The organism is Bradyrhizobium sp. 192 (assembly GCF_023100965.1).
GTDB classification, from domain to species: domain Bacteria; phylum Pseudomonadota; class Alphaproteobacteria; order Rhizobiales; family Xanthobacteraceae; genus Bradyrhizobium; species Bradyrhizobium symbiodeficiens.
The window spans coordinates 5,942,436-5,965,058 of sequence record NZ_CP064690.1 but is presented as its reverse complement, the minus strand read 5'-3'; the positions used below and the strand labels follow the sequence as shown (position 1 = coordinate 5,965,058).

General features: G+C 63.9%; 25 protein-coding genes. 17 read left to right on the top strand and 8 right to left on the bottom strand.

What is annotated here, in order from left to right:
- Positions 1–25 precede the first annotated feature (25 nt).
- The 6 genes from IVB24_RS27960 (at position 26) to cynS (ending at position 6,023) form a co-directional block, all read left to right on the top strand.
- Positions 26–1,159, top strand: coding sequence for an acyl-CoA dehydrogenase family protein (locus IVB24_RS27960; protein ID WP_247769725.1), 1,134 nt, complete (start codon positions 26–28; stop codon positions 1,157–1,159).
- Between the two features lie 51 nt (positions 1,160–1,210).
- Complete coding sequence (locus IVB24_RS27955; protein WP_247769724.1) at positions 1,211–2,089, top strand: sulfurtransferase; 879 nt, start codon at positions 1,211–1,213, stop codon at positions 2,087–2,089.
- A 118-nt stretch (positions 2,090–2,207) separates the two neighbouring features.
- The gene (locus tag IVB24_RS27950; RefSeq protein ID WP_247769723.1) at positions 2,208–3,584 is read left to right on the top strand and encodes a CmpA/NrtA family ABC transporter substrate-binding protein; all 1,377 of its coding nucleotides are present in this window, start codon (positions 2,208–2,210) and stop codon (positions 3,582–3,584) included.
- Between the two features lie 172 nt (positions 3,585–3,756).
- Positions 3,757–4,596: a nitrate ABC transporter permease gene (ntrB, locus tag IVB24_RS27945; RefSeq protein WP_166475540.1), complete on the top strand. Its 840-nt coding sequence runs from the start codon at positions 3,757–3,759 to the stop codon at positions 4,594–4,596.
- Positions 4,597–4,600: 4 nt separating this feature from the next.
- Positions 4,601–5,524, top strand: coding sequence for an ABC transporter ATP-binding protein (locus tag IVB24_RS27940; protein ID WP_247769722.1), 924 nt, complete (start codon positions 4,601–4,603; stop codon positions 5,522–5,524).
- A gap of 16 nt (positions 5,525–5,540) precedes the next feature.
- Positions 5,541–6,023 (top strand): cyanase, encoded by a 483-nt coding sequence (cynS, locus tag IVB24_RS27935; RefSeq protein ID WP_247769721.1) that lies wholly within the window; start codon positions 5,541–5,543, stop codon positions 6,021–6,023.
- A gap of 73 nt (positions 6,024–6,096) precedes the next feature.
- Here the strand turns inward: cynS and IVB24_RS27930 are convergent, their stop codons facing one another.
- Entirely contained in the window at positions 6,097–6,420 is a 324-nt protein-coding gene (locus IVB24_RS27930) for a DUF1476 domain-containing protein (protein ID WP_247769720.1), read from the bottom strand.
- A 321-nt stretch (positions 6,421–6,741) separates the two neighbouring features.
- Between IVB24_RS27930 and purC the strand changes: the two genes are divergently transcribed.
- Both purC and purS read left to right on the top strand, forming a co-directional pair.
- Positions 6,742–7,509: a phosphoribosylaminoimidazolesuccinocarboxamide synthase gene (gene purC / locus IVB24_RS27925; protein ID WP_173015815.1), complete on the top strand. Its 768-nt coding sequence runs from the start codon at positions 6,742–6,744 to the stop codon at positions 7,507–7,509.
- Between the two features lie 14 nt (positions 7,510–7,523).
- Entirely contained in the window at positions 7,524–7,766 is a 243-nt protein-coding gene (purS, locus tag IVB24_RS27920; RefSeq protein ID WP_007602264.1) for a phosphoribosylformylglycinamidine synthase subunit PurS, read from the top strand.
- Between the two features lie 10 nt (positions 7,767–7,776).
- Here purS and IVB24_RS27915 read toward each other — a convergent pair whose 3' ends face one another.
- Complete coding sequence (locus IVB24_RS27915; protein ID WP_247769719.1) at positions 7,777–8,793, bottom strand: magnesium and cobalt transport protein CorA; 1,017 nt, start codon at positions 8,791–8,793, stop codon at positions 7,777–7,779.
- 167 nt (positions 8,794–8,960) lie between these two features.
- Between IVB24_RS27915 and purQ the strand changes: the two genes are divergently transcribed.
- Entirely contained in the window at positions 8,961–9,662 is a 702-nt protein-coding gene (gene purQ, locus IVB24_RS27910; RefSeq protein WP_166475535.1) for a phosphoribosylformylglycinamidine synthase subunit PurQ, read from the top strand.
- Between the two features lie 81 nt (positions 9,663–9,743).
- On the opposite strand, the gene IVB24_RS27905 is transcribed toward purQ, so the two are convergent.
- Together IVB24_RS27905 and IVB24_RS27900 are read right to left on the bottom strand one after the other, a co-directional pair.
- A complete protein-coding gene (locus tag IVB24_RS27905) occupies positions 9,744–10,709 on the bottom strand; it encodes a DMT family transporter (RefSeq protein WP_247769718.1) in 966 nt (321 codons plus the stop codon).
- Between the two features lie 76 nt (positions 10,710–10,785).
- Entirely contained in the window at positions 10,786–11,265 is a 480-nt protein-coding gene (locus tag IVB24_RS27900) for a PaaI family thioesterase (RefSeq protein ID WP_162308628.1), read from the bottom strand.
- 184 nt (positions 11,266–11,449) lie between these two features.
- Here IVB24_RS27900 and purL point away from each other — a divergent pair, with 184 nt between their 5' ends.
- Complete coding sequence (gene purL / locus IVB24_RS27895; protein WP_247769717.1) at positions 11,450–13,660, top strand: phosphoribosylformylglycinamidine synthase subunit PurL; 2,211 nt, start codon at positions 11,450–11,452, stop codon at positions 13,658–13,660.
- A 111-nt stretch (positions 13,661–13,771) separates the two neighbouring features.
- On the opposite strand, the gene IVB24_RS27890 is transcribed toward purL, so the two are convergent.
- The gene (locus IVB24_RS27890; RefSeq protein ID WP_166475533.1) at positions 13,772–14,959 is read right to left on the bottom strand and encodes an acyltransferase; all 1,188 of its coding nucleotides are present in this window, start codon (positions 14,957–14,959) and stop codon (positions 13,772–13,774) included.
- A gap of 169 nt (positions 14,960–15,128) precedes the next feature.
- Here IVB24_RS27890 and IVB24_RS27885 point away from each other — a divergent pair, with 169 nt between their 5' ends.
- Positions 15,129–15,302: a DUF1328 domain-containing protein gene (locus IVB24_RS27885; RefSeq protein ID WP_007612121.1), complete on the top strand. Its 174-nt coding sequence runs from the start codon at positions 15,129–15,131 to the stop codon at positions 15,300–15,302.
- Between the two features lie 134 nt (positions 15,303–15,436).
- Here the strand turns inward: IVB24_RS27885 and IVB24_RS27880 are convergent, their stop codons facing one another.
- Positions 15,437–15,796, bottom strand: coding sequence for a DUF427 domain-containing protein (locus tag IVB24_RS27880; RefSeq protein WP_094972251.1), 360 nt, complete (start codon positions 15,794–15,796; stop codon positions 15,437–15,439).
- 194 nt (positions 15,797–15,990) lie between these two features.
- On the opposite strand from IVB24_RS27880, the gene IVB24_RS27875 reads away from it, so the two are divergent.
- The 3 genes from IVB24_RS27875 to IVB24_RS27865 are packed head-to-tail and all read left to right on the top strand — an operon-like array spanning position 15,991 to position 17,816.
- Positions 15,991–16,227 (top strand): BolA family transcriptional regulator, encoded by a 237-nt coding sequence (locus IVB24_RS27875; protein WP_018316584.1) that lies wholly within the window; start codon positions 15,991–15,993, stop codon positions 16,225–16,227.
- 25 nt (positions 16,228–16,252) lie between these two features.
- A complete protein-coding gene (locus IVB24_RS27870) occupies positions 16,253–17,437 on the top strand; it encodes a low temperature requirement protein A (protein WP_247769716.1) in 1,185 nt (394 codons plus the stop codon).
- 7 nt (positions 17,438–17,444) lie between these two features.
- Positions 17,445–17,816: a hypothetical protein gene (locus IVB24_RS27865; RefSeq protein WP_166475532.1), complete on the top strand. Its 372-nt coding sequence runs from the start codon at positions 17,445–17,447 to the stop codon at positions 17,814–17,816.
- A gap of 36 nt (positions 17,817–17,852) precedes the next feature.
- On the opposite strand, the gene egtD is transcribed toward IVB24_RS27865, so the two are convergent.
- Together egtD and egtB are read right to left on the bottom strand one after the other, a co-directional pair.
- Positions 17,853–18,824, bottom strand: a complete 972-nt coding sequence (egtD, locus tag IVB24_RS27860; protein WP_247769715.1) for an L-histidine N(alpha)-methyltransferase — start codon at positions 18,822–18,824, stop codon at positions 17,853–17,855.
- A 48-nt stretch (positions 18,825–18,872) separates the two neighbouring features.
- Positions 18,873–20,168 carry an ergothioneine biosynthesis protein EgtB gene (gene egtB, locus IVB24_RS27855; protein ID WP_247769714.1) on the bottom strand — a complete coding sequence of 432 codons (1,296 nt, stop codon included), beginning with the start codon at positions 20,166–20,168 and terminating at the stop codon, positions 18,873–18,875.
- Between the two features lie 240 nt (positions 20,169–20,408).
- Between egtB and grxD the strand changes: the two genes are divergently transcribed.
- From grxD to IVB24_RS27840, 3 genes are read left to right on the top strand one after another with little or no spacing between them, the layout of a single operon-like run.
- Positions 20,409–20,735: a Grx4 family monothiol glutaredoxin gene (gene grxD / locus IVB24_RS27850; protein WP_094972247.1), complete on the top strand. Its 327-nt coding sequence runs from the start codon at positions 20,409–20,411 to the stop codon at positions 20,733–20,735.
- Between the two features lie 9 nt (positions 20,736–20,744).
- A complete protein-coding gene (locus IVB24_RS27845; protein ID WP_094972246.1) occupies positions 20,745–21,290 on the top strand; it encodes an O-acetyl-ADP-ribose deacetylase in 546 nt (181 codons plus the stop codon).
- Between the two features lie 46 nt (positions 21,291–21,336).
- Positions 21,337–22,623 (top strand): serine hydrolase domain-containing protein, encoded by a 1,287-nt coding sequence (locus tag IVB24_RS27840; protein ID WP_247769713.1) that lies wholly within the window; start codon positions 21,337–21,339, stop codon positions 22,621–22,623.

Sequence of the window (22,623 nt, the reverse complement as noted above, 5' to 3'; positions counted from 1 at the left end):
CCAGGACAAGGTGCGGGAGACGATCATGGGTTCACTGGCTTTATCGCGGGCCGAGGTTTTGGATCAGCCCGCACCGTCCATTGCAGGCGAGGTGGCGCGGATTGCACGCGAGCAACTCGCGCCGCTCGCCGCCGGCATCGACGACGGCTCGGTCTATCCGGCCGAGGTGCTGCGTGCGTTCGGCGCCGTCGGCGCCTGGGGCAGTCACGTGCCGCACGAAGGTCCTGCAGATCTTCGCTGTGCCATCCAGGCGATGGCGGCGATCGGAGAAGTCTGCGGCGGTACCGCTTTCATGGCGTGGTGCCAGAACACGCTGGTCTGGTACGCCGCCAACTCGACCAACACGAAGCTTGCAAAGCGCTTCGGCGACGCCTTCTCGACCGGCCGGGTGCTCGGCGGCACCGGGCTCTCCAATCCGATGAAGAGCTTCTTTGGCATCGAGAAACTCAAGCTGAAGGGACGGAAGGTCGAGGGCGGCTACATCGTCCGTGGCGCGTTGCCCTGGGTCTCCAATCTCGGACCCGATCATTACTTTGGCACCATCTTCGAGCGAGAGGACGATCAGGGCAGCGCAAGTGACGCGCCCGGCACGGTGATGTTCCTCGCCGACTGCTCGGATCCCGCGATCACGCTGACGCCGTGCAAACCGTTCCTCGCCATGGACGGCACCGGGACCTATGGCGTGCAGTTCCGCGATGTCTTCGTGTCGGACGACCTGATCCTCGCCGATCCTGCAGGCCCTTTCGTCAAGAAGATCCGCGCCGGCTTCATTCTGCTCCAGGCCGGCATGGCTCTCGGGTTGATCAAGGATTGCATCAACATCATGAACGAGGTCGGCGGTCCGCTCGGCCACATCAACCGCTATTTGCCGCAGCAGCCGGTGAATTTCCGCGAGCTCGCGACCGAGCTCGAGACCGAGACCATGATGCTGGCGCGCGATCCCTACAACGAGGAGGAGACCTATTGGCGCAAGGTGATTGCGCTGCGGCTTCGCGCCGGCGAGGCCAGCGTCGCGGCGGCGCATGCGGCGATGCTGCATTGTGGCGCGCGCGGCTATCTCATGAGCCACCGCGCGCAGCGCCGCCTGCGCGAGGCCTATTTCGTCGCGATCGTCACGCCCGCCACCAAGCAGTTGCGCAAGATGCTCGCTGATTCCTGACCTTTACGAGTCCACCCCTGAAGACCCCTCAACCTCAACGGAGAGGCTGCCATGACTGACGTCCTGATCACTGCCGTCGAACTTGCCGATCTCTTGAAGCTAGAGCCGTGTGTCGTCATCGACACCCGCAATCCCGACGCCTACGCCGCCGGGCATCTGCCAAACGCCGTCAACGTGCACGAGATCTTCACCTTCCTCGCGTCCTCGACGCCAGAAGGCATGGCCGAACTGAAGACGAAATTCGCCGACGCTTTCGGCGCCGCCGGCCTGTCCGGCAAGGAAACGGCGGTGATCTACGAGCAGTCGATGAACTCCGGCTTCGGCCAGTCCTGCCGCGGCTACTATCTCCTCACCATGCTCGGCTATCCCAAGGTGAAGGTGTTGCATGGCGGCTTCGACGCCTGGGCGGGCGCGGGCTTCCCGGTGACGAAGGACGTGCCGGCGCCGGCCAAGGCCTCGTTCGCGATCGTGCCCGAAGCGGGTGAGATCCTGATCGATGCCAAGACCATGTTGGCTGCGGTCGGCAAGCCGGGCGTCGCCATTCTCGACGTGCGCGATGTCGACGAGTGGATCGGCGACAGCTCGTCGCCCTACGGCAAGGATTTCTGCCCGCGCAAGGGCCGCATCCCCGGCGCGGTCTGGCTTGAATGGTACCGCATGATGAAGCCGACCGCCGAAGGCCCGCGCTTCAAGTCCAAGGACGAGATTTTGGCGGAATGCGCCACCGTCGGCATCTCGACCACCACGCCGGTCTATCTCTATTGCTTCAAGGGGGCGCGCGCCTCGAACACCTTCCTTGCGCTGAAGAATGCCGGCGTGAAGGACGTGCGGATGTATTTCGGCTCCTGGAACGAATGGTCGCGCGATCCGTCGCTGCCGATCGAGCAGGGGCTGCCGGTGGCTGCCCAGGTAACAGGCAAGGCGGCATAGAACCTGCATGTTTCGAATGGCCCGGCTGCGCAAGCCATAGCCGGGCCACGATGGAATTTTGACCTGACGCGGCGGACAACGGCGTCCGCCGTACGGTGTGACAAAGGGGCGCAACAGCATGTCCACGTTCGACAATCCGTTTGATGCCGACCGCAATCTCGGGGCGGGCTGCGTTTGCGGCCAGCACCGTTCGGCTCGCGAGCACGAGCAGGCGGCGCTGCGTTGCGAGCCGGTCGAGAGCGAGGAGAAGCGCTACGAGGGTGTCGTCGCCTCTGCGGTGATGCGCGCGATGTTTCCGCAGGACGTGGCGCGGCGGGCGTTCCTGAAGTCGGTCGGGGCGTCGACCGCGCTGGCCGCGCTGTCGCAGTTCTTTCCGCTCCAGACCGCGACCGAGGTGTTCGCGCAGGCCGGCGCGCCCGAGAAGAAGGACCTCAAGGTCGGCTTCATTCCCATCACCTGCGCCACGCCCATCATCATGGCGGCGCCGCTGGGCTTCTATTCCAAGCACGGCCTCAACGTCGACGTGGTCAAGACCGCGGGCTGGGCCGTGGTTCGCGACAAGACCATCAACAAGGAATACGACGCCGCGCACATGCTGGCACCGATGCCGCTGGCGATCTCGCTCGGCCTGGGCTCGAACCCGATTCCGTTCGCTGTGCCGGCGATCGAGAACATCAACGGGCAGGGCATCACGCTTGCGATGAAGCACAAGGACAAGCGGAATCCGAAAGACTGGAAGGGGATGAAATTCGCGATCCCCTTCGACTATTCCATGCACAATTATTTGCTGCGTTATTATCTCGCCGAGCATGGTCTCGACCCCGATACCGACGTGCAGCTGCGCTCGGTGCCGCCGCCGGAGATGGTCGCGAATTTGCGCGCCGACAACATCGACGGCTTCCTCGCGCCCGACAACATCTGCCAGCGCGCGATCTACGACGGGGTCGGCTTCATGCATCTGCTATCGAAGGAGATATGGGACGGCCATCCCTGCTGCAGCTTCGCGGCCAGCCGCGAGTTCATCACGAGCGCGCCGAACAGCTTCGCGGCGCTGACCCGCGCCATCGTCGATGCGACCGCCTATGCGTCGAAGGCCGAGAACCGCAAGCAGATCGCCGAAGCCATCGCGCCGGCCAATTACATCAACGCGCCTGTCACCGTGCTGGAGCAGGTGCTGACCGGCACCTATGCCGACGGGCTCGGCGGGGTGAAGACCGACGCCAAGCGCGTCGATTTCGATCCCTTCCCCTGGCAGTCCTTTGCGGTGTGGATGCTGACGCAGATGAAGCGCTGGGGCCAGATCAAGGGCGACGTCGACTATAAGGCGATCGCCGAGCAGGTCTATCTCGCCACCGACACCAAGAAGCTGATGACCGAGATGGGCCTGTCGCCGCCGACGAGCGCGTACAAATCGTTTGCGGTGATGGGCAAGAATTTCGATCCGGCCAAGCCTGAGGACTATGTGGCGAGCTTCAAGATCAGGAAGGCGTCGTGATGTCGTCTACTCCCGTGTCCCAGACGCGATGCAGCACTCTCGGCGATGCGAATCATCGTCCGATGTGCTGCTTCGCAGAGCCGGGACCCAGTCGTGCCGCATGGGTCCCGGTTCTGCGTCGCATCGCTTCGCGCTGCGCCGCGCCCGGGACACGTTACCGGGAATATGCTCGATGACATCCTCCCTCCGTCTCCGTGCCGGACTCGTCTCCATCGTGCTGCTCGCCGCGTTCCTCGGCGTCTGGCATCTGGCCACGCGGTCGACCGGCGCCACGACGACGATGAGTCCAGAATACGCCAAGCTGATGGGCCTGACGGCGACGCAGGGCAAATCGGCGATGCCCGGGCCGCTCGACGTCGGCGCCAAGCTATGGGAGCATTTGAGAAGGCCGTTCTACGACAACGGGCCGAACGACAAGGGGCTCGGCATCCAGCTCGGCTATTCGATCGCGCGAGTCGGGCTCGGCTATCTGCTGGCGGTGCTTGTCGCCATCCCGCTCGGCTTCATGATCGGCATGTCGCCGCTGCTCAGCAAGGCGCTGGATCCCTTCATCCAGGTGCTGAAGCCGATCTCGCCGCTGGCCTGGATGCCGCTCGCGCTCTACACCATCAAGGATTCCTCGATCTCGGCGATCTTCGTCATCTTCATCTGCTCGATCTGGCCGATGCTGCTCAACACCGTGTTCGGCGTCGCCAGCGTGCGCAAGGAATGGATCAACGTCGCGCGCACGCTCGAGGTCGGCACCGTCAGGCGCGCCTTCACCGTAATCCTCCCCGCGGCGGCGCCGACGATCCTGACCGGCATGCGCATCTCCATCGGTATCGCCTGGCTCGTGATCGTCGCCGCCGAGATGCTCGTCGGCGGCACCGGCATCGGCTATTTCGTCTGGAATGAGTGGAATAACCTCTCGATCACCAACGTCATCATCGCGATCCTGCTGATCGGGATCGTCGGCATGCTGCTCGACCAGATCCTGGCGCGCTTCACGCGCATGGTCACGTTTCCGGAGTAGGGGCATGACCGACAAATTCATCTCCATCGAAGCCATCGCAAAGCGCTATCCGGGCGCTAGCGGCACCACGACCACCATCTTCGAGGACCTGTGGCTCTCGATGGCGCGCGGCGAGTTCGCCTGCGTGATCGGGCATTCCGGCTGCGGCAAGACCACTGTGCTCAACATCCTCGCCGGCCTCGATGCGCCGAGCGAGGGCGCCGTCATCGTCGACGGTCAGGCGATTTCGGGCACCAGCCTCGACCGTGCCGTGATCTTCCAGAGCCACGCGCTGTTGCCCTGGCGCACGGTGCTCGGCAACGTCGCTTATGCCGTGAGCTCGAAATGGCGCAGCTGGGACCGCGCCAAGGTGAAGGCGCATGCGCAGACCTTCATCGATCTCGTCGGTCTCTCCGGTTCCGAGCACAAACGGCCGTCAGAGCTGTCCGGCGGCATGAAGCAGCGTGTCGGCATCGCGCGAGCCTTGTCGATCACGCCGAAGATCATGCTGATGGATGAGCCGTTCTCGGCGCTCGACGCGCTGACCCGCGGCACGCTCCAGGACGAGGTACGGCGCATCTGCCTCGAGACCGGCCAGACCGCCTTCATGATCACGCATGACGTGGATGAAGCGATTTACCTTGCCGACAAGATCTTCCTGATGACCAATGGGCCCGGCGCCGTGCTGGCGGAGGTGGTCGAGAACCCGCTGCCGAGGGATCGCGGCCGCACCGATTTGCACCGCCATCCGCTTTATTACGCGCTGCGCAACCACATCATCGATTTCCTGGTGATGCGCAGCAAGACCTTCACGACCGAAAAGACCGATCACGATCCGCGCAACGTGCCGCTGGTGCAGATCGGCAAGCCAGGGCTCACGATCGCGGCTGGCAGCGATGAGCCACGGCAAACGTGGATGCCCGGGACAAATCCCGGATTAAGTGCCTGACCAAGGAGACCCCAACATGAAGCGCGAAGACCTCACCGAAAAGCTGCTCGACATCAAGCGCGAGAAGGGATGGAGCTGGAAGTACATCTGCGAGAAGATCGGCGGCTATTCGGAGGTGCTGATAACAGGCGCCATCCTCGGCCAGATGAAATTGACGAAGCCGCAGGCCGCCAATGCGGGCGAGCTGTTCGGCCTGTCGAAGTCCGAAGTTGCCATGCTCAACGAGACACCGATGCGCGGCATGCAGATGCCGCCGACCGATCCCCTGATCTATCGCTTCTACGAACTGGTGATGGTGAATGGTCCGGCCTGGAAGGCCTTGATCGAGGAGGAGTACGGCGACGGCATCATGTCGGCGATCGATTTCGACATGGTGATGGAGCGCCTGCCCAATCCCAAGGGCGACCGCGTCAAGTTCACCATGAGCGGCAAATTCCTGCCGTACAAATATTACGGCGCCAGCGGCAACGTGCCGGAATACGGCTTCAAGGAGGAGTGAACGAGGCGAGTGGCGATCGCGAGTAGCGAATGGGGACGCCCATTCGCGATTCGCCACTCTCTATTCGCTCAAGTCACTTGCCCGCCTTCACCTCGGCGGCCGCGACCGCGAGCAGTTCGCTCATCTTGGCGCGAATCGCTTGCTCGGTGACGGCGACGTTCTTGGCGGCGAAATCGGTCGTGATCTTGCGCAGCACGTCGGCATCGCCGGCCTCCTCGAAATCGCTGGCGACCACTTCCTTGGCGTAGGCGGTGGCGGCCTCACCTGACATGCCCAGCTTTTCGGCTGCCCACAGCCCGAGCAGCCGGTTGCGGCGGGCCTCCGCCTTGAACTTCTGCTCCTCGTCGAGGGCGAACTTCTTCTCAAAACCTTCCTGGCGCTTGTCGAACTGGCTCATACCTTGTTCCAAATCCCCTGCTGAATGGAGCGGGAGCCTTCCGTTGCGGCGACCCGACTGCATGCCTACATAGATAGCACGAATCGGCAAAACAACGGGCCGTTAAGCCGCAGGCAAGATGGTATAAGTTGGTGCCGGACGGCCGGATCGATTGTGCTCGGTCAGCCAATCGGATAGGTTGCCGGAAGGCTTGGTTCTCGTTCTGTTTCCACGGGTCATAGACGGGTTCCCAGCCGATCACGGCAGCTCCGCTGTGGGTCGTAATCCTGGTAACCGGAGCACACCAAATACATGGATTTCAACAAAACACGGTACATCCCCATGAGCCGTCGGCGTCGCATTTATGAAGGCAAGGCAAAGGTTCTGTATGAAGGCCCGGAGCCCGGTACCCTGATCCAGCACTTCAAGGACGACGCGACCGCGTTCAATGCGAAAAAGCATCAGGTGATCGAGGGCAAGGGTGTCCTCAACAACCGGATCTCGGAGTACCTGTTTCAGCACCTCAACGACATCGGGGTGCCGACCCATTTCATCCGCCGCCTCAACATGCGCGAGCAGTTGATTCGCGAGGTCGAGATCGTGCCGCTGGAAGTGGTGGTGCGGAACGTCGCCGCCGGCTCGCTGTCGCAGCGCCTCGGCATCGAGGAGGGCACCCAGCTGCCGCGCTCGATCATCGAGTTCTATTACAAGAACGACCAGCTCAACGACCCCATGGTGTCGGAAGAGCACATCACGGCCTTCGGCTGGGCGACGCCCCAGGAGATCGACGACATCATGGCGCTCGCCATCCGTGTCAACGACTTCCTCACCGGCCTCTTCCTCGGCATCGGTATCCGCCTCGTCGATTTCAAGATGGAGTGCGGCCGCCTGTTCGAGAACGAGATGATGCGCATCATCGTCGCCGACGAGATCTCGCCGGATAGCTGCCGTCTGTGGGACATCAAGTCGAACGAGAAGCTCGACAAGGACCGTTTCCGCAGGGACCTCGGCGGGCTCCTGGAGGCCTATACCGAAGTCGCCAAGCGCCTCGGCATCCTCATGGAGAACGAGCGTCCGCAGGGTTCCGGCCCGGTGCTGGTGAAGAGCTAGAAGGGGATTTGGACGTGAAGGCACGTGTCACCGTTACCTTGAAGACGGGCATCCTCGATCCGCAAGGAAAGGCCATCGAAGGCGCGCTGAAGTCGCTCGGCGTCGACGGCGTCGCCAGCGTCCGCCAGGGCAAGGTGTTCGACATCGAGCTTGCCGGCGCGGACAAGGCCAAGGCGGAGGCGGCGTTGAAGGACGCCGCCGACAAGCTGCTGGCGAACACCGTGATCGAGAACTATCGGGTCGAGCTGATCGGTTGAACGGGATGGCTCACAGCCAGCCGACGCTGCGAAAACGCCAGTACAGCGCGGTGCACGCCGTCAGCATCACGCCGAGCAGCATGTAATAGCCGTAGTCCCATTCCAGCTCCGGCATGTGCTTGAAATTCATGCCGTAGATGCCGGCCAGTGCGGTCGGGATCGCGATGATCGCAAGCCACGAGGCGAGCTTCTTGGACACCGCCGTCTCCTGCGCCTGACCGACCAGCAGGCTGGCCTCGAAGGCGAAGGCCAGCACCTCGCGCATGGAATCGATGCGCTCCTGGATGTTGCGGACGTGGTCTGTAACGTCGCGGAACAGCGGCTGCATGGCCTGCCGGACCATCGACAGTTCGTCATGCTCCAGCCGGCGGCAGACCTCCACCAGCGGCCCGATCGCGTTGCGCAGCCGCAGCAGGTCGCGGCGCAGCATGTAGAGCCGCTCGATCTGCGTCTTGCTGATCGGCTTGGACAGCACGTCGTCCTCGATGCCCTCCACCTCGTCGTGAATGCTCTCGAGGACGGGCGAGTAATTGTCGACGATGAAATCGAGGATCGCATAGAGGATGTAATCCTCGCCGCGGGCGAGGGCCCGCGGGCAGCTTTCGCAGCGTTCGCGCACGGGCGTGTAGGACGTCGAGGCGCCGTGGCGCACCGAGACCAGATAACCTTCGCCGACGAAGATGTGGGTCTCGCCGAAGACGATGCGGCCCTCGACCAGCTGCGCCGTCCGCGCCACGATGAACAGGGCTTCGCCATATTGCTCGATCTTGGGTCGCTGATGGGCGTGGTTGGCGTCCTCGATCGCGAGCTCGTGCAGGTCGAATTGCTTCTGCACCGCGCCGAGCAGCGCCATGTCGGGCTCGTGCAGGCCGATCCAGACCACGTGGCCGGGCTTCGCCCGCCAGCTCGAGGCCTCGCTGATGGCGATATTGGCGACGCGCCGGCCGTCGACATAGGCGCCGGCGGCGACGACGCCCTCGGTGGACACCGGCTCGGAGGGGGATGTGGGCAGCGACGGGACGTTCATGGCTTCAATCCCGGGCAAGTTCGTCGGGCAAAAGTGCCTCGGCTATGGCCTGTGTACAAGGCCGTCCGGCGAGGCTAGCACTGGTAAAATCCCCGTCAAATGGCTATGTCTCCTTGCGAATTGGCCCTTTGGCCAGCCCGATTCCCGTCACCGTCGGAACCTCTGCCATGAAAGCCGCCATCCTCGTCTTTCCCGGAATCAACCGCGAGCGCGACATGGCGCGTGCGCTGAGGCTGATCTCCGGGAGCGAGCCGGCGATGGTCTGGCACGCCGAGACGGCGCTGCCTGCTGGGACCGATCTCGTGGTGGTGCCGGGCGGCTTCTCCTACGGCGACTATCTGCGCTGCGGCGCCATCGCGGCACGCGCGCCGGTGATGGACGCGGTGCGCGACTACGCGTCCAGGGGCGGCCTCGTGCTCGGCGTCTGCAACGGCTTCCAGATCCTCTGCGAATCCGGCCTGCTGCCGGGCGTGCTGATGCGCAACGCCCGGCTGAAATTCATCTGCCACGACGTGCACCTGCGCGTCGAACGGTCCGACACGCCGTTCACCCGCGGCTACAATGCCGGCCAGGTGATCCGGGTGCCGGTCGCCCATGGCGAGGGCAATTACGAGGCGGATGAAGAGACCATCAAGCGGCTCGAAGGCGAGGGGCGGGTGCTTTATCGCTATTGCTCCGCCGACGGCGTGGTGGATGAAGCGCACAACATCAACGGCGCAGCACATTCGATCGCCGGCATCGTCAACGACGGAGGCAACGTGCTCGGCATGATGCCGCATCCGGAAAACCATGTCGAAGACATCATGGGCTGCACCGACGGCCGCGGCCTGTTCGCGGGCCTGACCGCGCATCTGGAAAAAGCCGCGTGATCTCGTTCGTGCTGAGGCGGCCATAGGGCGCGCTCGCGGCTCTGTCACTCGCGACGGTCGTCAAGTAGTTGCCGTCTTGCGCTAGCGCAGCTTCAGCCGCTCCGCCGGCACTGTCATTGCAGCAACACCCGCCATCACGAGGAGCAGGCCGAGCGTCAGGTTCGACGGCACGCTCTCGCCGAGCAGCAGCACGGAGAGGCCGACGCCGATCGGGATGCGCAGATAGCCTTGCGCGTTCGTGGTCAGCGTACCGAGCCGGCCGAGGCAGACGTAGAACAGCATCAGGCCTAGCGCGCTGGAGACGATGCCCATGACGATGGTGGCGACGACGGCCTCCAGCGTCGGCTGCAGCGTCCAGGGCTGGTCGATGATCAGCGAGGGCGGCAGCAGGACGAGGCCGCCGAACAGCAGCGAGCCGGCCGCTACCACCATCGGGTCGTATTCGGAGAGGCGAAGGCCGAAGATGGTCGCACAGGCAAAGGAGATGGTCGCGAGCAGGATCGCGATCTCCGCCACGATCTCGCTACTGAGGCCGCGCAGCGCATCGAGGCCGACGATGACGACGGTCCCGGCAAGGCCGAGGATCGCGCCAGCCAGCTTCAACAGCGTTGCCGGCTCGTGCCGGGTGATCAGCGACGTGATCAGGAAGGCAAAGATCGGCGTGGTGGACGCCAGCACCACGGTGTTCGACGCCGGCACGTATTGCTGCGACCAGGTGATGATCAGGAACGGAAAGGTCGAGTTGATCAGCTGCTGGGTGGCGAACAGCTTCCAGGCCTTCGCGTCGGTCGGGACCTTGATGCCGCGCATCCACAGGATCGCGAACAGGAAGGCGGCCGCGATCAGCGAGCGCGCCGAGATGAAGGTGACGGGCGGGATGGTGGGAAGCGCGAGCTTGGCCAGCGGATAGGTCGAGCTCCAGCAGCAGGCGAGCGCGAGCAGCAGCGCATAGTCGCGCCAGTTGCGTGCGCCGGTGGCGGCCATGGACGGCAGCGGCGTTGCTGCGGCCGCCGTCGCGCGACGCGCCTCCGATGTGCTCTGCGGCACCTTGTTCCTGCTCCCCGGCGCGACAGCGCTTGCCGGGAAGTCTGGGCGAGGGCAGGCGAAAAGGGAAGCCGCCGAGCTATGCGTTTGGCTGAGGGAGCGCCTTCCGCTTCATCCGCTTGATCGTGCCGGAAAAGGTCAGCAACACCCGCGGCCCGGACATCATCTTGCCGCGCAGGAAGATGAGCGAGCCGCCGGCGCGGGTGACCTCGCCGGTGCACTCGATCAGCTCCCCCTCGCGTGCCGCGTCGAGGAATTCGCAGGCGAAATTGGTCGTCACCGCCCGGCTGTCCAGGACGTGGGTGGCGATCGCAAACAGGGAGTAGTCGGCAAAGGCCATGTAGCAGCCGCCATGGACGTTCCCGGAGCCATTGAGGTGCTTTTTCTCGACCCGGAAGGCGCTGCGGACGTTGCCGTCTGCCTCGATGAGGTGCCAGAAGGGGCCGACATGGGCTTCAAAACTGTCGCGAATCCAGGTCCGCCAGCCGACGAATTCGCCCTCGGTGGCGATGTGGAGGTCCGGGCGGCGGGGCGGGGGCGTTTTGGTCAATTCGTGCAAGGAAATGGGCCTTCAATTGCGGGTCTTGAGCCCTTAAATCCGATCCGTCGGCGCCGCGCAATTCCTGTTCCCGCCGCCCCCGCCTGCAAAACGTGGGACAGCGGGAAAATGCGCCATAAAGGGCTTTTCGCGAGCCCCGGATGTTCCTAAGAACGGCCCAGCCGCCGCCGAAAGCCTGGAATCCATGAAGAACGAACCCAAGATCACCCCCGAACTGGTTGCCGCCCACGGGCTCAAGCCCGACGAATACGAGCGCATCCTGAAGCTGATCGGGCGGGAGCCGACCTTCACCGAGCTCGGCATCTTCTCGGCGATGTGGAACGAGCACTGCTCGTACAAGTCGTCACGCATCCATCTCAAGGGCCTGCCGACCAAGGCACCATGGGTGATCCAGGGCCCCGGCGAGAATGCCGGCGTGATCGACATCGGCGACGGCCAGGCCGTGGTCTTCAAGATGGAGAGCCACAACCACCCGAGCTACATCGAGCCCTATCAGGGCGCGACCACCGGCGTCGGCGGTATCCTGCGCGATGTCTTCACCATGGGCGCGCGCCCGATCGCCTGCCTCAATGCGCTCAGCTTCGGTGCGCCCGAGCATGCCAGGACCCGGCATCTCGTCTCCGGCGTCGTCGCCGGCGTCGGCGGCTACGGCAATTCCTTCGGCGTGCCGACGGTCGGCGGCCAGGTGCGTTTCCACACCCGCTATGACGGCAATATCCTCGTCAACGCCATGGCTGTCGGCCTCGCGGATACCGACAAGATCTTCTATGCAGCCGCCTCCGGCGTAAACATGCCGATCGTCTATTTGGGCTCCAAGACCGGCCGCGACGGCATCCACGGCGCCTCGATGGCCTCGGCAGAGTTCGACGACAAGTCCGAGGAGAAGCGCCCGACCGTGCAGGTCGGCGATCCCTTCGCCGAGAAGCTGCTGCTGGAAGCCTGCCTCGAGATCATGGAGAAGGGCTGCGTCATCGCGATCCAGGACATGGGCGCGGCGGGGCTGACCTGCTCGGCGGTCGAGATGGGCGCCAAGGGCGATCTCGGCGTCGATCTCGATCTCGACGCGGTGCCCACCCGCGAGACCGGCATGAGCGCCTACGAGATGATGCTCTCGGAAAGCCAGGAGCGCATGCTCATGGTGCTCAAGCCCGAGAAGGAAAAGGAAGCCGAAGCGATCTTCAGGAAGTGGGGGCTCGACTTCGCGGTGGTCGGCTACACCACGCCGAGCAAGCGCTTCGTGGTCAAGCATGGCGGTGACGTCATGGCCGACCTGCCGATCAAGGAGCTCGGCGACGAGGCGCCGCTGTACGATCGTCTGCACGTGCCCTCCGCCGCGTTGCCGGTCGTGCATGCGCGCGACGTGCCGGCGCCGATGGGCGTAGGTAGCGCGCTGGAGAAGCTGATCGGCACGCCCGACATGTGCAGCAAGCGCTGGGTCTGGGAGCAGTACGACCACGTCATCCTCGGCAACACCATGCAGCGTCCCGGCGGCGATGCCGCCGTGGTGCGCGTCGAGGACGGGCCAAAGGGCCTGGCGCTGACCGTCGACGTCACGCCGCGCTATTGCGAGGCCGATCCCTATCAGGGCGGCATGCAGGCGGTGGCAGAAGCCTGGCGCAACATCACCGCGGTCGGCGGCAAGCCGCTCGCGATCACCGACAATCTCAATTTCGGCAATCCTGAGCGGCCCGAGATCATGGGCCAGTTCGTCGGCTGCCTGAAGGGCATCTCGGAAGCCTGCCGCACGCTCGACTTCCCGGTCGTCTCCGGCAACGTCTCGCTCTACAACGAGACCAACGGCCGCGCGATCCTCCCGACGCCCTCGATCGGCGGCGTCGGCCTGCTCGACGATTTCACCAAGTCTGCATCGCTGGCCTTCAAGGCCGAGGGCGAGGCAATCCTCCTGGTCGGCGACACCCACGGCTGGCTCGGTCAGTCCGTTTACTTGCGCGACATCTGCGGTCGCGAGGAGGGCGCGCCGCCGCCGGTCGATCTCGCCGCCGAGAAGCGCAACGGCGATTGCGTGCGCGGCATGATCCATGCGGGCACCGCGACCGCCGTGCACGACCTCTCCGACGGCGGCCTGCTGATCGCGCTGGCCGAGATGGCGATGGCGAGCGGCATTGGCGCCAAGCTGCTTGCGGCCCCCGCCGCGCTGGTCTCGCAGGCCTATTGGTTCGGCGAGGACCAGGCGCGCTATCTCGTCACCGTGCCGGAAACCGAAGCCGGCCGCGTGCTCGCCAAGATGCGCGGCTGCGAGGTGCCCTGCGTGCGGATCGGCACCACCGGCGGCGATGCCATCACCATCGCGGGCGAAGCGCCTGTCACGATCGACGCGCTGCGGACGTCGCACGAGCGCTGGCTGCCGGACTATATGGGCGGCAAGGCGGCCTGAGGCCGCCGCACACTCAGAGCCGTAGCCCGGATGAGCGCAGCGACATCCGGGTCTTTGCTGTCACTGTTTCCCGGATATCGCTGCGCTCATCCGGGCTACGGGTGCCCAGCCTCACAACACGTGCGACGCGCCCGGAATCTTCCGCAATACCGCCGTCAGCCCCCAGCTCAGGATCACCGTGAGCACGAAGCCGATTGCGGCCTTCACGATCGCCGGCAGCTCGTAGTCGTACAGCGCGTACTGGATCCACAGTGCGATCGGATAGTGCACCAGGAAAATGCCGTAGGCATCAGCCTGCATGCGGTCGAGCAGGGTCGGCCCCGGCGCCTTCGAATGCAGGAAGAAGGCGAGGATCGCGAGCAGGATCGACGCCGAGAACAGCACCAGGAACGTGCCGTAAAACACATGGTACCAGTGCGGCAGGTGATCGGGATTGCCGAGGATTTCGCGCTTGATGTAGATCATGCCCCACATCAGGCAGTAGGGGATCAGCGTGACGATCACCCATAGCCAGCGCTGCTTCGGCAACTGACCGTCGGCGCTGAGGATGCCGCGATCGAAGTTCGCCGAACCGACGCTGGCGCCGATGAAGAAGTAGCTGAAATAGAGCAGGATGCGGCTCGCCTGCACTGAGAACGGTCCGAACTCGAACCATTTGTTGGTCCCGAAATAGAGCAGCGCCGGCAGATAGACGATGCCGCTGACGGCGACGAGCATCAGCCAGAACACGGCGGGCTGCTCGAACCCGCGCAGCGAAACGCGGTTGCCGGGATCGACCAGGTGCGCCGAGATCCGGTAGAGCAGGCTCGCGGTCAGGTCGAAGGCGAGCAGCACCCAGACGAACCAGATCGGGCCGCTCGGCCACGGGCCCGCCGTGACAGTCTTCCACCAGAAGGCAGCGAAGGTCAGCTCGGGCTCGGCCCGCAGCGCGATCGCGTAATAGGCAAGCGGGATCACGGTCAAGGCCGCGATCGCGAACGGCAGCCCAAGCCGCAGCAGGCGGTCGCGCAAAAAGACCGACGGCGCCTTGCGCGCGATGCCGGGCCAGGTGAACAGTCCCGACAGGAAGAAGAACATCGCCATGAAGAAGCTGTCGGTCGCGAGCACGATCATGTCGAAGCCGGCGAAGGAGGCCGGATCGGTGTGACCGAAATGCGTGTAGGGGATCACTGCATGATGCAGCAGCACCACCAGCGTCAGGAAGGTGCGGGCGCGATCGAGCGAGAGGTTGCGCGCCTTGCTCCTGGGCGCAGCCTGCGCGTCTGCGCCGATCGTCGCTGAATGTGACATCGTGATCATGGCGGCCCCGGTCGCGCTTCTTTCCCGGTCCGACTGTGCCGCCGGGAACCCGATTCAGCAAGTCTCGTTTGAGGTGAGCCGCTCGTAGGAACCAGTTCCGCGCAGCGAAGTTAGCGTTCCCGAAATGGGCGCGGGCCGCAGGCGTGCGGCAAGATTTTCGGAGCTGGCGATGACGATCCTGAAATGGGCGCTGATCTTCCTACTGGTCTCGATCGTGGCCGGCGTGCTCGGCTTCACCGGCATTTCGGCCGCCTCCGCCGATATCGCCCGCTTCCTGTTCTACGTCTTCGTCGTAATCTTCCTGGTGCTGCTGATACTGGGGTTGACGATCTTCAGGGCGTAGGCGTGCTGCGTCAGCATTCTCATTCGTCATGCCCGGGCTTGACCCGGGCATCCACGCCTTTCTCATTCGCAGTGGCCAAGAACGTGGATGGCCGGGACGAGGCCCGGCCATGACGGAATGACCTGCGTCGGTCTCTACCCCACTTCCTCGATCTTCACCTTGTCCGGATAGAAGGCGAGATGGCCGGAAATCTCGGTCATCGCCGGGAAAGGCGTTTCGTAGGTCCAAATCGCGTTGTCCAACGTCTTGCCGTCGGCCTTGACGCTGTAATAGCTGGCATCACCCTTGTAGGGGCAATGGGTGGTGCGCTCGGAGCGCTCCAGCAGGGCCATGTTGGCATCCTCGCGCGGCACATACTGCACCGCCGGGTATTTGGCCTCCTTCAAGGTCAGTGCCTTGCTGGTCTCGGCGATCACGACGTCGCCCGCGGTGACGCGGACGCGCCGGGGATTTTGGGTGATGGTGATGGGGTGGTCGGGCCCTGGAATCTTCATGATCTCACGCCTTTTCTATCGATCTGCCGCGCGCGGCACTTTGTCGTGCCTTTATCCTGATGGGATCAGGGATATAGTGCCTGAAGGCGTGACGTAGAAGGCCGTTCACGCTAAGTTTCGCCATGCCGGAAAGTTTGGCTTTGCAGATTCGACCCCGGCAAGCGATTCGATGCCGAGACAGGAGCTAGACCCTAATGCCCATGGACGCCCACGATATCGAGGCGATGATCAAGGCAGCGATCCCCGATGCCGAGGTGACCATCCGTGACCTCGCCGGCGATGGCGACCATTATGCCGCGACCGTGATCTCGGAATCCTTCCGCGGCAAGTCACGCGTCCAGCAGCACCAGATCGTCTATCAATCCCTACGCGGCCAGATGGGCGGTGTGCTGCACGCGCTGGCGCTGCAAACTGGCGTTCCGGGCGCCTGACCTGATCGCGCGACGGGAGGCGACAATGGCTGCGGACAATTCTCGCGGCGCGATGTTTCGCGTCATCGTGCCGAACCAGCACAGTCGTGTCACCAATGTCGAGCTGTTCTTCGACCTCGTCTTCGTCTTCGCCGTCACGCAGGTGTCGCACACGCTGCTGCACCATTTCACGCCGCTCGGCGCGGTGCACGTCACGGTGCTGTTTCTCGCGGTATGGTGGGTGTGGGTCTACACCGCCTGGGTCACCAACTGGCTCAATCCGGAACTGACGCCGGTCCGCGTCATGCTCTTCCTGATGATGCTCGGCGGTCTGGTGCTGTCGACAACGATCCCGACCGCCTTCGAAGGGCGGGGCCTGTGGTTCGCGATCGCCTACGCCGCGATGCAAATCGGGCGCACCGCCTTCTGGCTGTTCGCAACGCCGCGGCATAGGATAGCGGTCCGCCACAACGCGATCCGCATTCTGACCTGGCTCTCGATCTCCGCGGTGTTGTGGATCGCTGGCGGCCTGTCCGAAGGTGAGACGCGGCTATGGCTGTGGATTGCGGCAGTCACCTGGGAGTACGTCTCGCCGGCGGCGCGCTTCTGGGTTCCCAAGCTCGGTTTCTCGTCGGTCGAGGCCTGGGCCGTCGAAGGCGGCCACATGGCCGAGCGCTGCGCCCTCTTCGTCATCATCGCGCTCGGCGAAGCCGTCGTCGTCAACGGCGCGACCTTTGCCGAGCTGGAGTGGACCGCGGACAACATCCTGGCCTTCGTCTCGGCGTTAACCGGCGCCATCGCGATGTGGTGGATCTATTTCCACAAGGGCGCCGAGGCCGGCGCCGAGCGCATCTCGAAGTCCGCCGAATCGGGTCGGCTGGCGCGGCTTGCCTACACCTATCTGCACATGCCGATCATCGCCGGCATCATCCTGACCGCGGTATCGGACGAGCTGGTGCTGAAGCATCCGACCGGCCATTCCGACATGCGCACCATCGTCAGCACGATCGGCGGACCGCTGGTGTTTTTGGTCGGCACAATCCTGTTCAAGCACGCGATCCGCGGCTTCCTCCAGCTCTCGCACGGCATCGGCATCATCCTGCTTCTGGTGCTGTGGTGGTTCGCGTCGGAGCTCTCGCCGCTCTGGCTGTCGGTCGCGACGACGGCGATCATGATCGTGGTGGCGGTGTGGGAGTCGGTGTCGCTGGGGGCGGAGGTCGTGGAGGAGTGAGCGCATCGTGCGGCGTCTGGTCATCTTCGGTGCTGCAATCGCCGCGGTCCTGATCGTTGAGGAAGCCACGAAGGGTTGGATGCTTGGCCGAAGGCCGGCAGCCTGCCAAACCATCGGCGGGAAGCCTGCGATCGGACGATGCGTCACGCCCTTGTGCTACTGGCAGGGCGATTGCGGGCAATGGGCGAACCCGACGCAGTGGCTCGATCGCATCAAGCCAGGTGACCCGATCTCGAAGGTGTTTTTTTGGCTGGGTGATCCACTGAAGCGCGACGGTGAATCTTTTTCCTGGTCGTGTGGCAAGCCGCACTCCGACAGTTTTCGCGTCATCATCCGGGATGAGCGGCTGGTGGCTGTGGAGGCCTGCAAGCCTGATTGAGGCCAGCCCAATGGCGAGCGTATGGCGTGAGCGCGTTTACTCCGCCACCTCCAGCGCGTGCACCGAGAACATCCTGGCCGCATCCGTCCAGCTCTCGCGCACCCGCCATCCGGCGCCGCGTGCCAGCGCCGCAAAACGCTCCAGGCTGTATTTGTAGCTGTTCTCGGTGTGGATGCTTTCGCCGGCGCGGAACGAGAAGCTGGTGCCGAGCAGGCGCACGGTCTGGCTCCTCTTGCTGATCAGGTGCATCTCGATCCGGTGCCGCTCGCGATTGTAGATCGCGCGATGGGTGAAGGCGGAGAGGTCGAAATTGCCGCCGAGCTCGCGGTTGATCCGGACGAGAACATTGAGGTTGAAGCGGGCGGTGACGCCGGCCGCATCGTTGTAGGCATCGAACAGCACGCGCTCGTCCTTCTCGAGGTCGGCGCCAATGATCATCTGCGCGCCCCGGCCCAGGATCTCGCGCGCGCTCTTCAGGAAGGCTTGGGCTTCATGCGGCTCGAAATTGCCGATGGTCGAGCCCGGGAAGAAGCCGACCTTGGGCATCGATGCGACCTGCTTGGGCAGCTCGAACGGCGTGGTGAAGTCGGCCGCGACCGGATAGATGCCGAGCGACGGGAAATCGCGCTTCAGGCCGTTCGCCTGCGCCTTGAGGAAGTCACCGGATATGTCGACGGGGACATAGGCCGCAAACCTGCAATGCTTCAGCAGCAGGCGAACCTTCGTGGTCGCGCCCGCGCCGAATTCGACCAGCGCGGCATGCTCCGGAACGATCTTCGCGATCTCGCTGCCACGATCCTTCAGGATCGAGAGCTCGGTGCGCGTCGGATAATATTCCGGCAGCTTCGTGATCGCCTCGAACAGTTCCGATCCGGTCGCGTCGTAGAAATACTTCGGCGACAGTTTTTTCGGCTGCTGCGAGAGGTCCTCGATCGCCTCGCGGGCGAAAGCGGTGGTCTGCTCGTCGGGAAGATGGGCTTCGGCCAAAGCGCTGGCGTGCACATTCATGACACTCTCCTGAACGCGCTGTCCGGCGCGCATTTGTCGTCGGAAATGTTAGTCGTAATCGGCGAGCCGGAGTCCGGTGAACTGCCAGCGGTGGTGCGGATAGAAGAAGTTGCGATAAGTGATACGGCTGTGGCCATCCGGAGTTGCAAGCGAGGAGCCGCGCAGCACCAGCTGGTTGACCATGAACTTGCCGTTGTACTCGCCGAGCGCGCCTTCGACGGCGCGGTAGCCGGGATAGGGGGCGTAGGAGCTGCGGGTCCACTGCCAGACGATGCCGAAGGCGTCGTTGAGCTGGCCGGCGCGGGCCGCGACCTCCCACTCCATCTCGGTCGGCAGATGCTTGCCTGCCCAGCGCGCGAAAGCGTCCGCCTCGTAATAGCTGATATGGCAGACCGGCGCGGTGGGATCGACCGGCTTCACGCCGGCCAGCGTCATCACGTGCCACTGGCCATCGATCTCGCGCCAATGCCCCGGGGCCTGCCAGTCTTCCTTGCTGGCGGCGGCAAAGCCGTCCATCAGCCACAGCGTTGCTTTCGCGTAGCCGTCGTCGCGCATGAAGGCGAGCCATTCGGCATTGGTGACGAGATTGCGCGCGAGCTTGACCGGGCCGACGAGGGCGCGATGCGCCGGCTTCTCATTGTCGAAATAAAAGCTGTCGTCGACATGGCCGACGGTGTGGATGCCCTCGTTCAGCGTCAGCCAGTCATCGCCGCTGCGCGTCGCGGTCGGGAAGCGCCAGTCCGGGTCATAGGCCGGATAGATCGGGTTCTGCGCGAAGGCGTGCAGGATGTCCGTGTACATCAATTCCTGATGCTGCTGCTCGTGGTTCAGCCCGACCTCGACCAGCGGCGCGATCGCGCGGAGCTCGTCCGCGCCGGCTTCGCGGAAGAATTTGACGACGGCGGCATCGACATAATTGCGATAGGCGCCGACTTCGTTTGCACTGGGACGGGTGATATCCCCGCGATGATTGCGGGCGTGACGCGGGCCGGCGCTGACGTAATAGGAATTGAACAGGAACGCGAAATCGGGGTGGAAGGGCCGGTGGCCAGCCGCGTACTCGCCGAGCAGGAATTGCTCCCAAAACCAGGTGGTATGGGCCCGGTGCCATTTCGTCGGGCTCGCATCGGGCATGGACTGGATCTGCTGATCTTCCGGCGACAGCGCCGCGGCCCGGCGTTCGGTCTCGTTGCGAACGGCGAGAAAAGCGTCTTCCAGCCGCCGGGCGAGGTTGCCGGCGGTGGACAGTGACGAAAGCGAGGGGGCGGCCGTAGCGGAGGCTTGTTTCGTCACGTTTTTCTCCAGACAGAACAAGAGAACGTTGTTGGCGTTGCCCGGTTCCAAAACCTGGGTTCGTCCTAGATAGGGGCTCCGTTACGGTATGAAAGTCCTCCCCGGCGATGATATTGATGTCATCAGCCTATGGACCCGGCCGGGGGGCAAACCGGCCAGCGGGGGCATGTCGCCGCCATTTTACTTTGGATGCACAACGGTTTGGGCTACATATATGGGCAGGTATCGGGTTAGATCGGCTGAGCCGGCCCGAAGCGATCGGAGAGGGCTCGGCCCCAGAAGGACACGGAAATGAGCATCGAGGAATTCATCGCAAACGAAGTGAAGTCGAACGACGTGGTTCTGTTCATGAAGGGCACGCCGCAATTTCCGCAGTGCGGTTTCTCCGGCCAGGTCGTCCAGATCCTCGACCATGTCGGGGTCGGCTATAAGGGCCTCAACGTTCTCGAATCCGCCGAACTGCGCGACGGCATCAAGACCTTCTCCAATTGGCCGACGATCCCCCAGCTTTATGTGAAGGGCGAGTTCGTGGGCGGCTGCGACATCGTCCGCGAGATGTTCCAGGCTGGCGAATTGCAGCAGCTCCTCACCGAGAAGGGCGTCGTCGTCGCGGCCTGATACGCGACCGTGCTGACGCGCCGGATTGGCGGCGCCGAGCTCGAGGTCATCGTCGCCGACATCACCACGCTGAGCGTTGACGCCATCGTCAACGCCGCGAACACGTCGCTCCTTGGCGGGGGCGGTGTGGACGGTGCAATTCATCGGGCCGCCGGGCCCGATCTGGTCGCCGAATGCCGCATGCTCCACGGCTGCAAGACGGGCCATGCCAAGATCACCAAAGGCTACCGGCTTAGGGCTGCCCATGTGATCCACACCGTCGGGCCGGTCTGGAATGGCGGTACCCTCGGCGAGGACGATCTGCTCGCCTCCTGTTATCGCCGTTCGATGGGGCTGTGCGGGAAGCACAGACTGACCTCGGTGGCATTCCCCGCGATTTCGACCGGTATTTTCCGCTTTCCCGCCGACCGCGCCGCCGACATTGCGGTGCGCACGACGGTCGAAGGGCTCTCGGCAGCGCCGTCGGTGACCCGTGTCGTGTTCTGCTGTTTCGCCGAGCCGAACGCCAAACTCCATGCCGAAGCACTTGCGCGACACCCCGGCCCTTGTGCCTGATGATACGGCCGGTAAACTCCGCCGGACGATGTTCCGGGGAGGGGATATGATTTCAAAGTCTGGACTGCGTTCGCTGGTCTGCGGCGCGCTGGTGTCGCTCGGCGCGATGTCGCTGGCGAAAGCCGAGGGCACCTACGAGATTCCGGCCGGCGCACATTTCAATCAGGACAAGCTCGGCAAGATCAGCGAATTCTTCAAGAACGAGGTCGCGACCGGCAAGATCGCCGGTGCGACTGTCCTGATCAAGCAGCACGGCAAGCCGGTCTACCACGAAGCCTTCGGCGTGCAGGACGTGGTCAGCAAGGCACCGATCACCGACAAGACCATCTTCCGCCTGTTCTCGATGAGCAAGGCGCTCACGTCGGTGGTCGCGGTGCGGTTGATCGAGGACGGCAAGATCAAGTTGGATGATCCCGTCTCGAAGTACATCCCCTCCTTCGGCAACGTGAAGGTCGGCGTCGAGAAGAAGGCGGAGGATGGCACCAAGTCGCTCGAACTGGTGCCGCCCAACAGGCCGATGACGGTGCACGATCTGATGACACACACATCGGGCATCACCTATGGTTTCTATGGCGACAGCCTGGTCCGCAAGGCGTATCGCGAGGCCAACATCTATGCCGGTGATTTCGACCTCGCCGAGTTCGCCGAGCGCATCGCGAAACTGCCGCTGCACAACCAGCCGGGCGCGCTTTGGCAATACGGCCATTCCACCGACGTGCTGGCACGCGTGATGGAGATCGCGGCCGGCAAGCCGCTGATCGACATCATGCGGGAGAAGCTGCTCGACCCGCTCGGCATGGTCGATACCGGCTTCTTCGTCACGGCTCTCGAGAAGCAGAAGCTGCTGGCGCAGCCGGTGCCGAACGACAGCGATTTCCGGGTCGGCCGGATCAACGATCCGACGGTGGCCAAGAAGATCCAGTTCGCCAGCGGCGGCATGGTGACGACCATGGCCGACTATGAGCGGTTCGCGCAGATGCTGCTCAATGGCGGCAGTCTCGACGGCAAGACCATTCTCAAGCCCGAGACGTTCAAGCTGATGACGACCGATCAGATCGGCCCGGGCTCAGGCGTCGATCGCGACTATTTCTATTTCCCCGGCGACGGTTTCGGCTTCGGTCTCGGGCTCGCCGTCCGCACCGATCCCGGCAACGCCAAGCCGCCACCGCCCGGTGATCTCGGCGAATTGAAGTGGGACGGCGCCTCCGGCTGCTATTTCGTGATCGATCCCAAGCAGGATATGTTCTTCGTGCTGCTGGAGCAGACCCCGAGCGAGCGCCAGCGCGTGCAGCGGACATTGAAGCAGTTGGTCTATGAAGCCATGGAAAAGTGA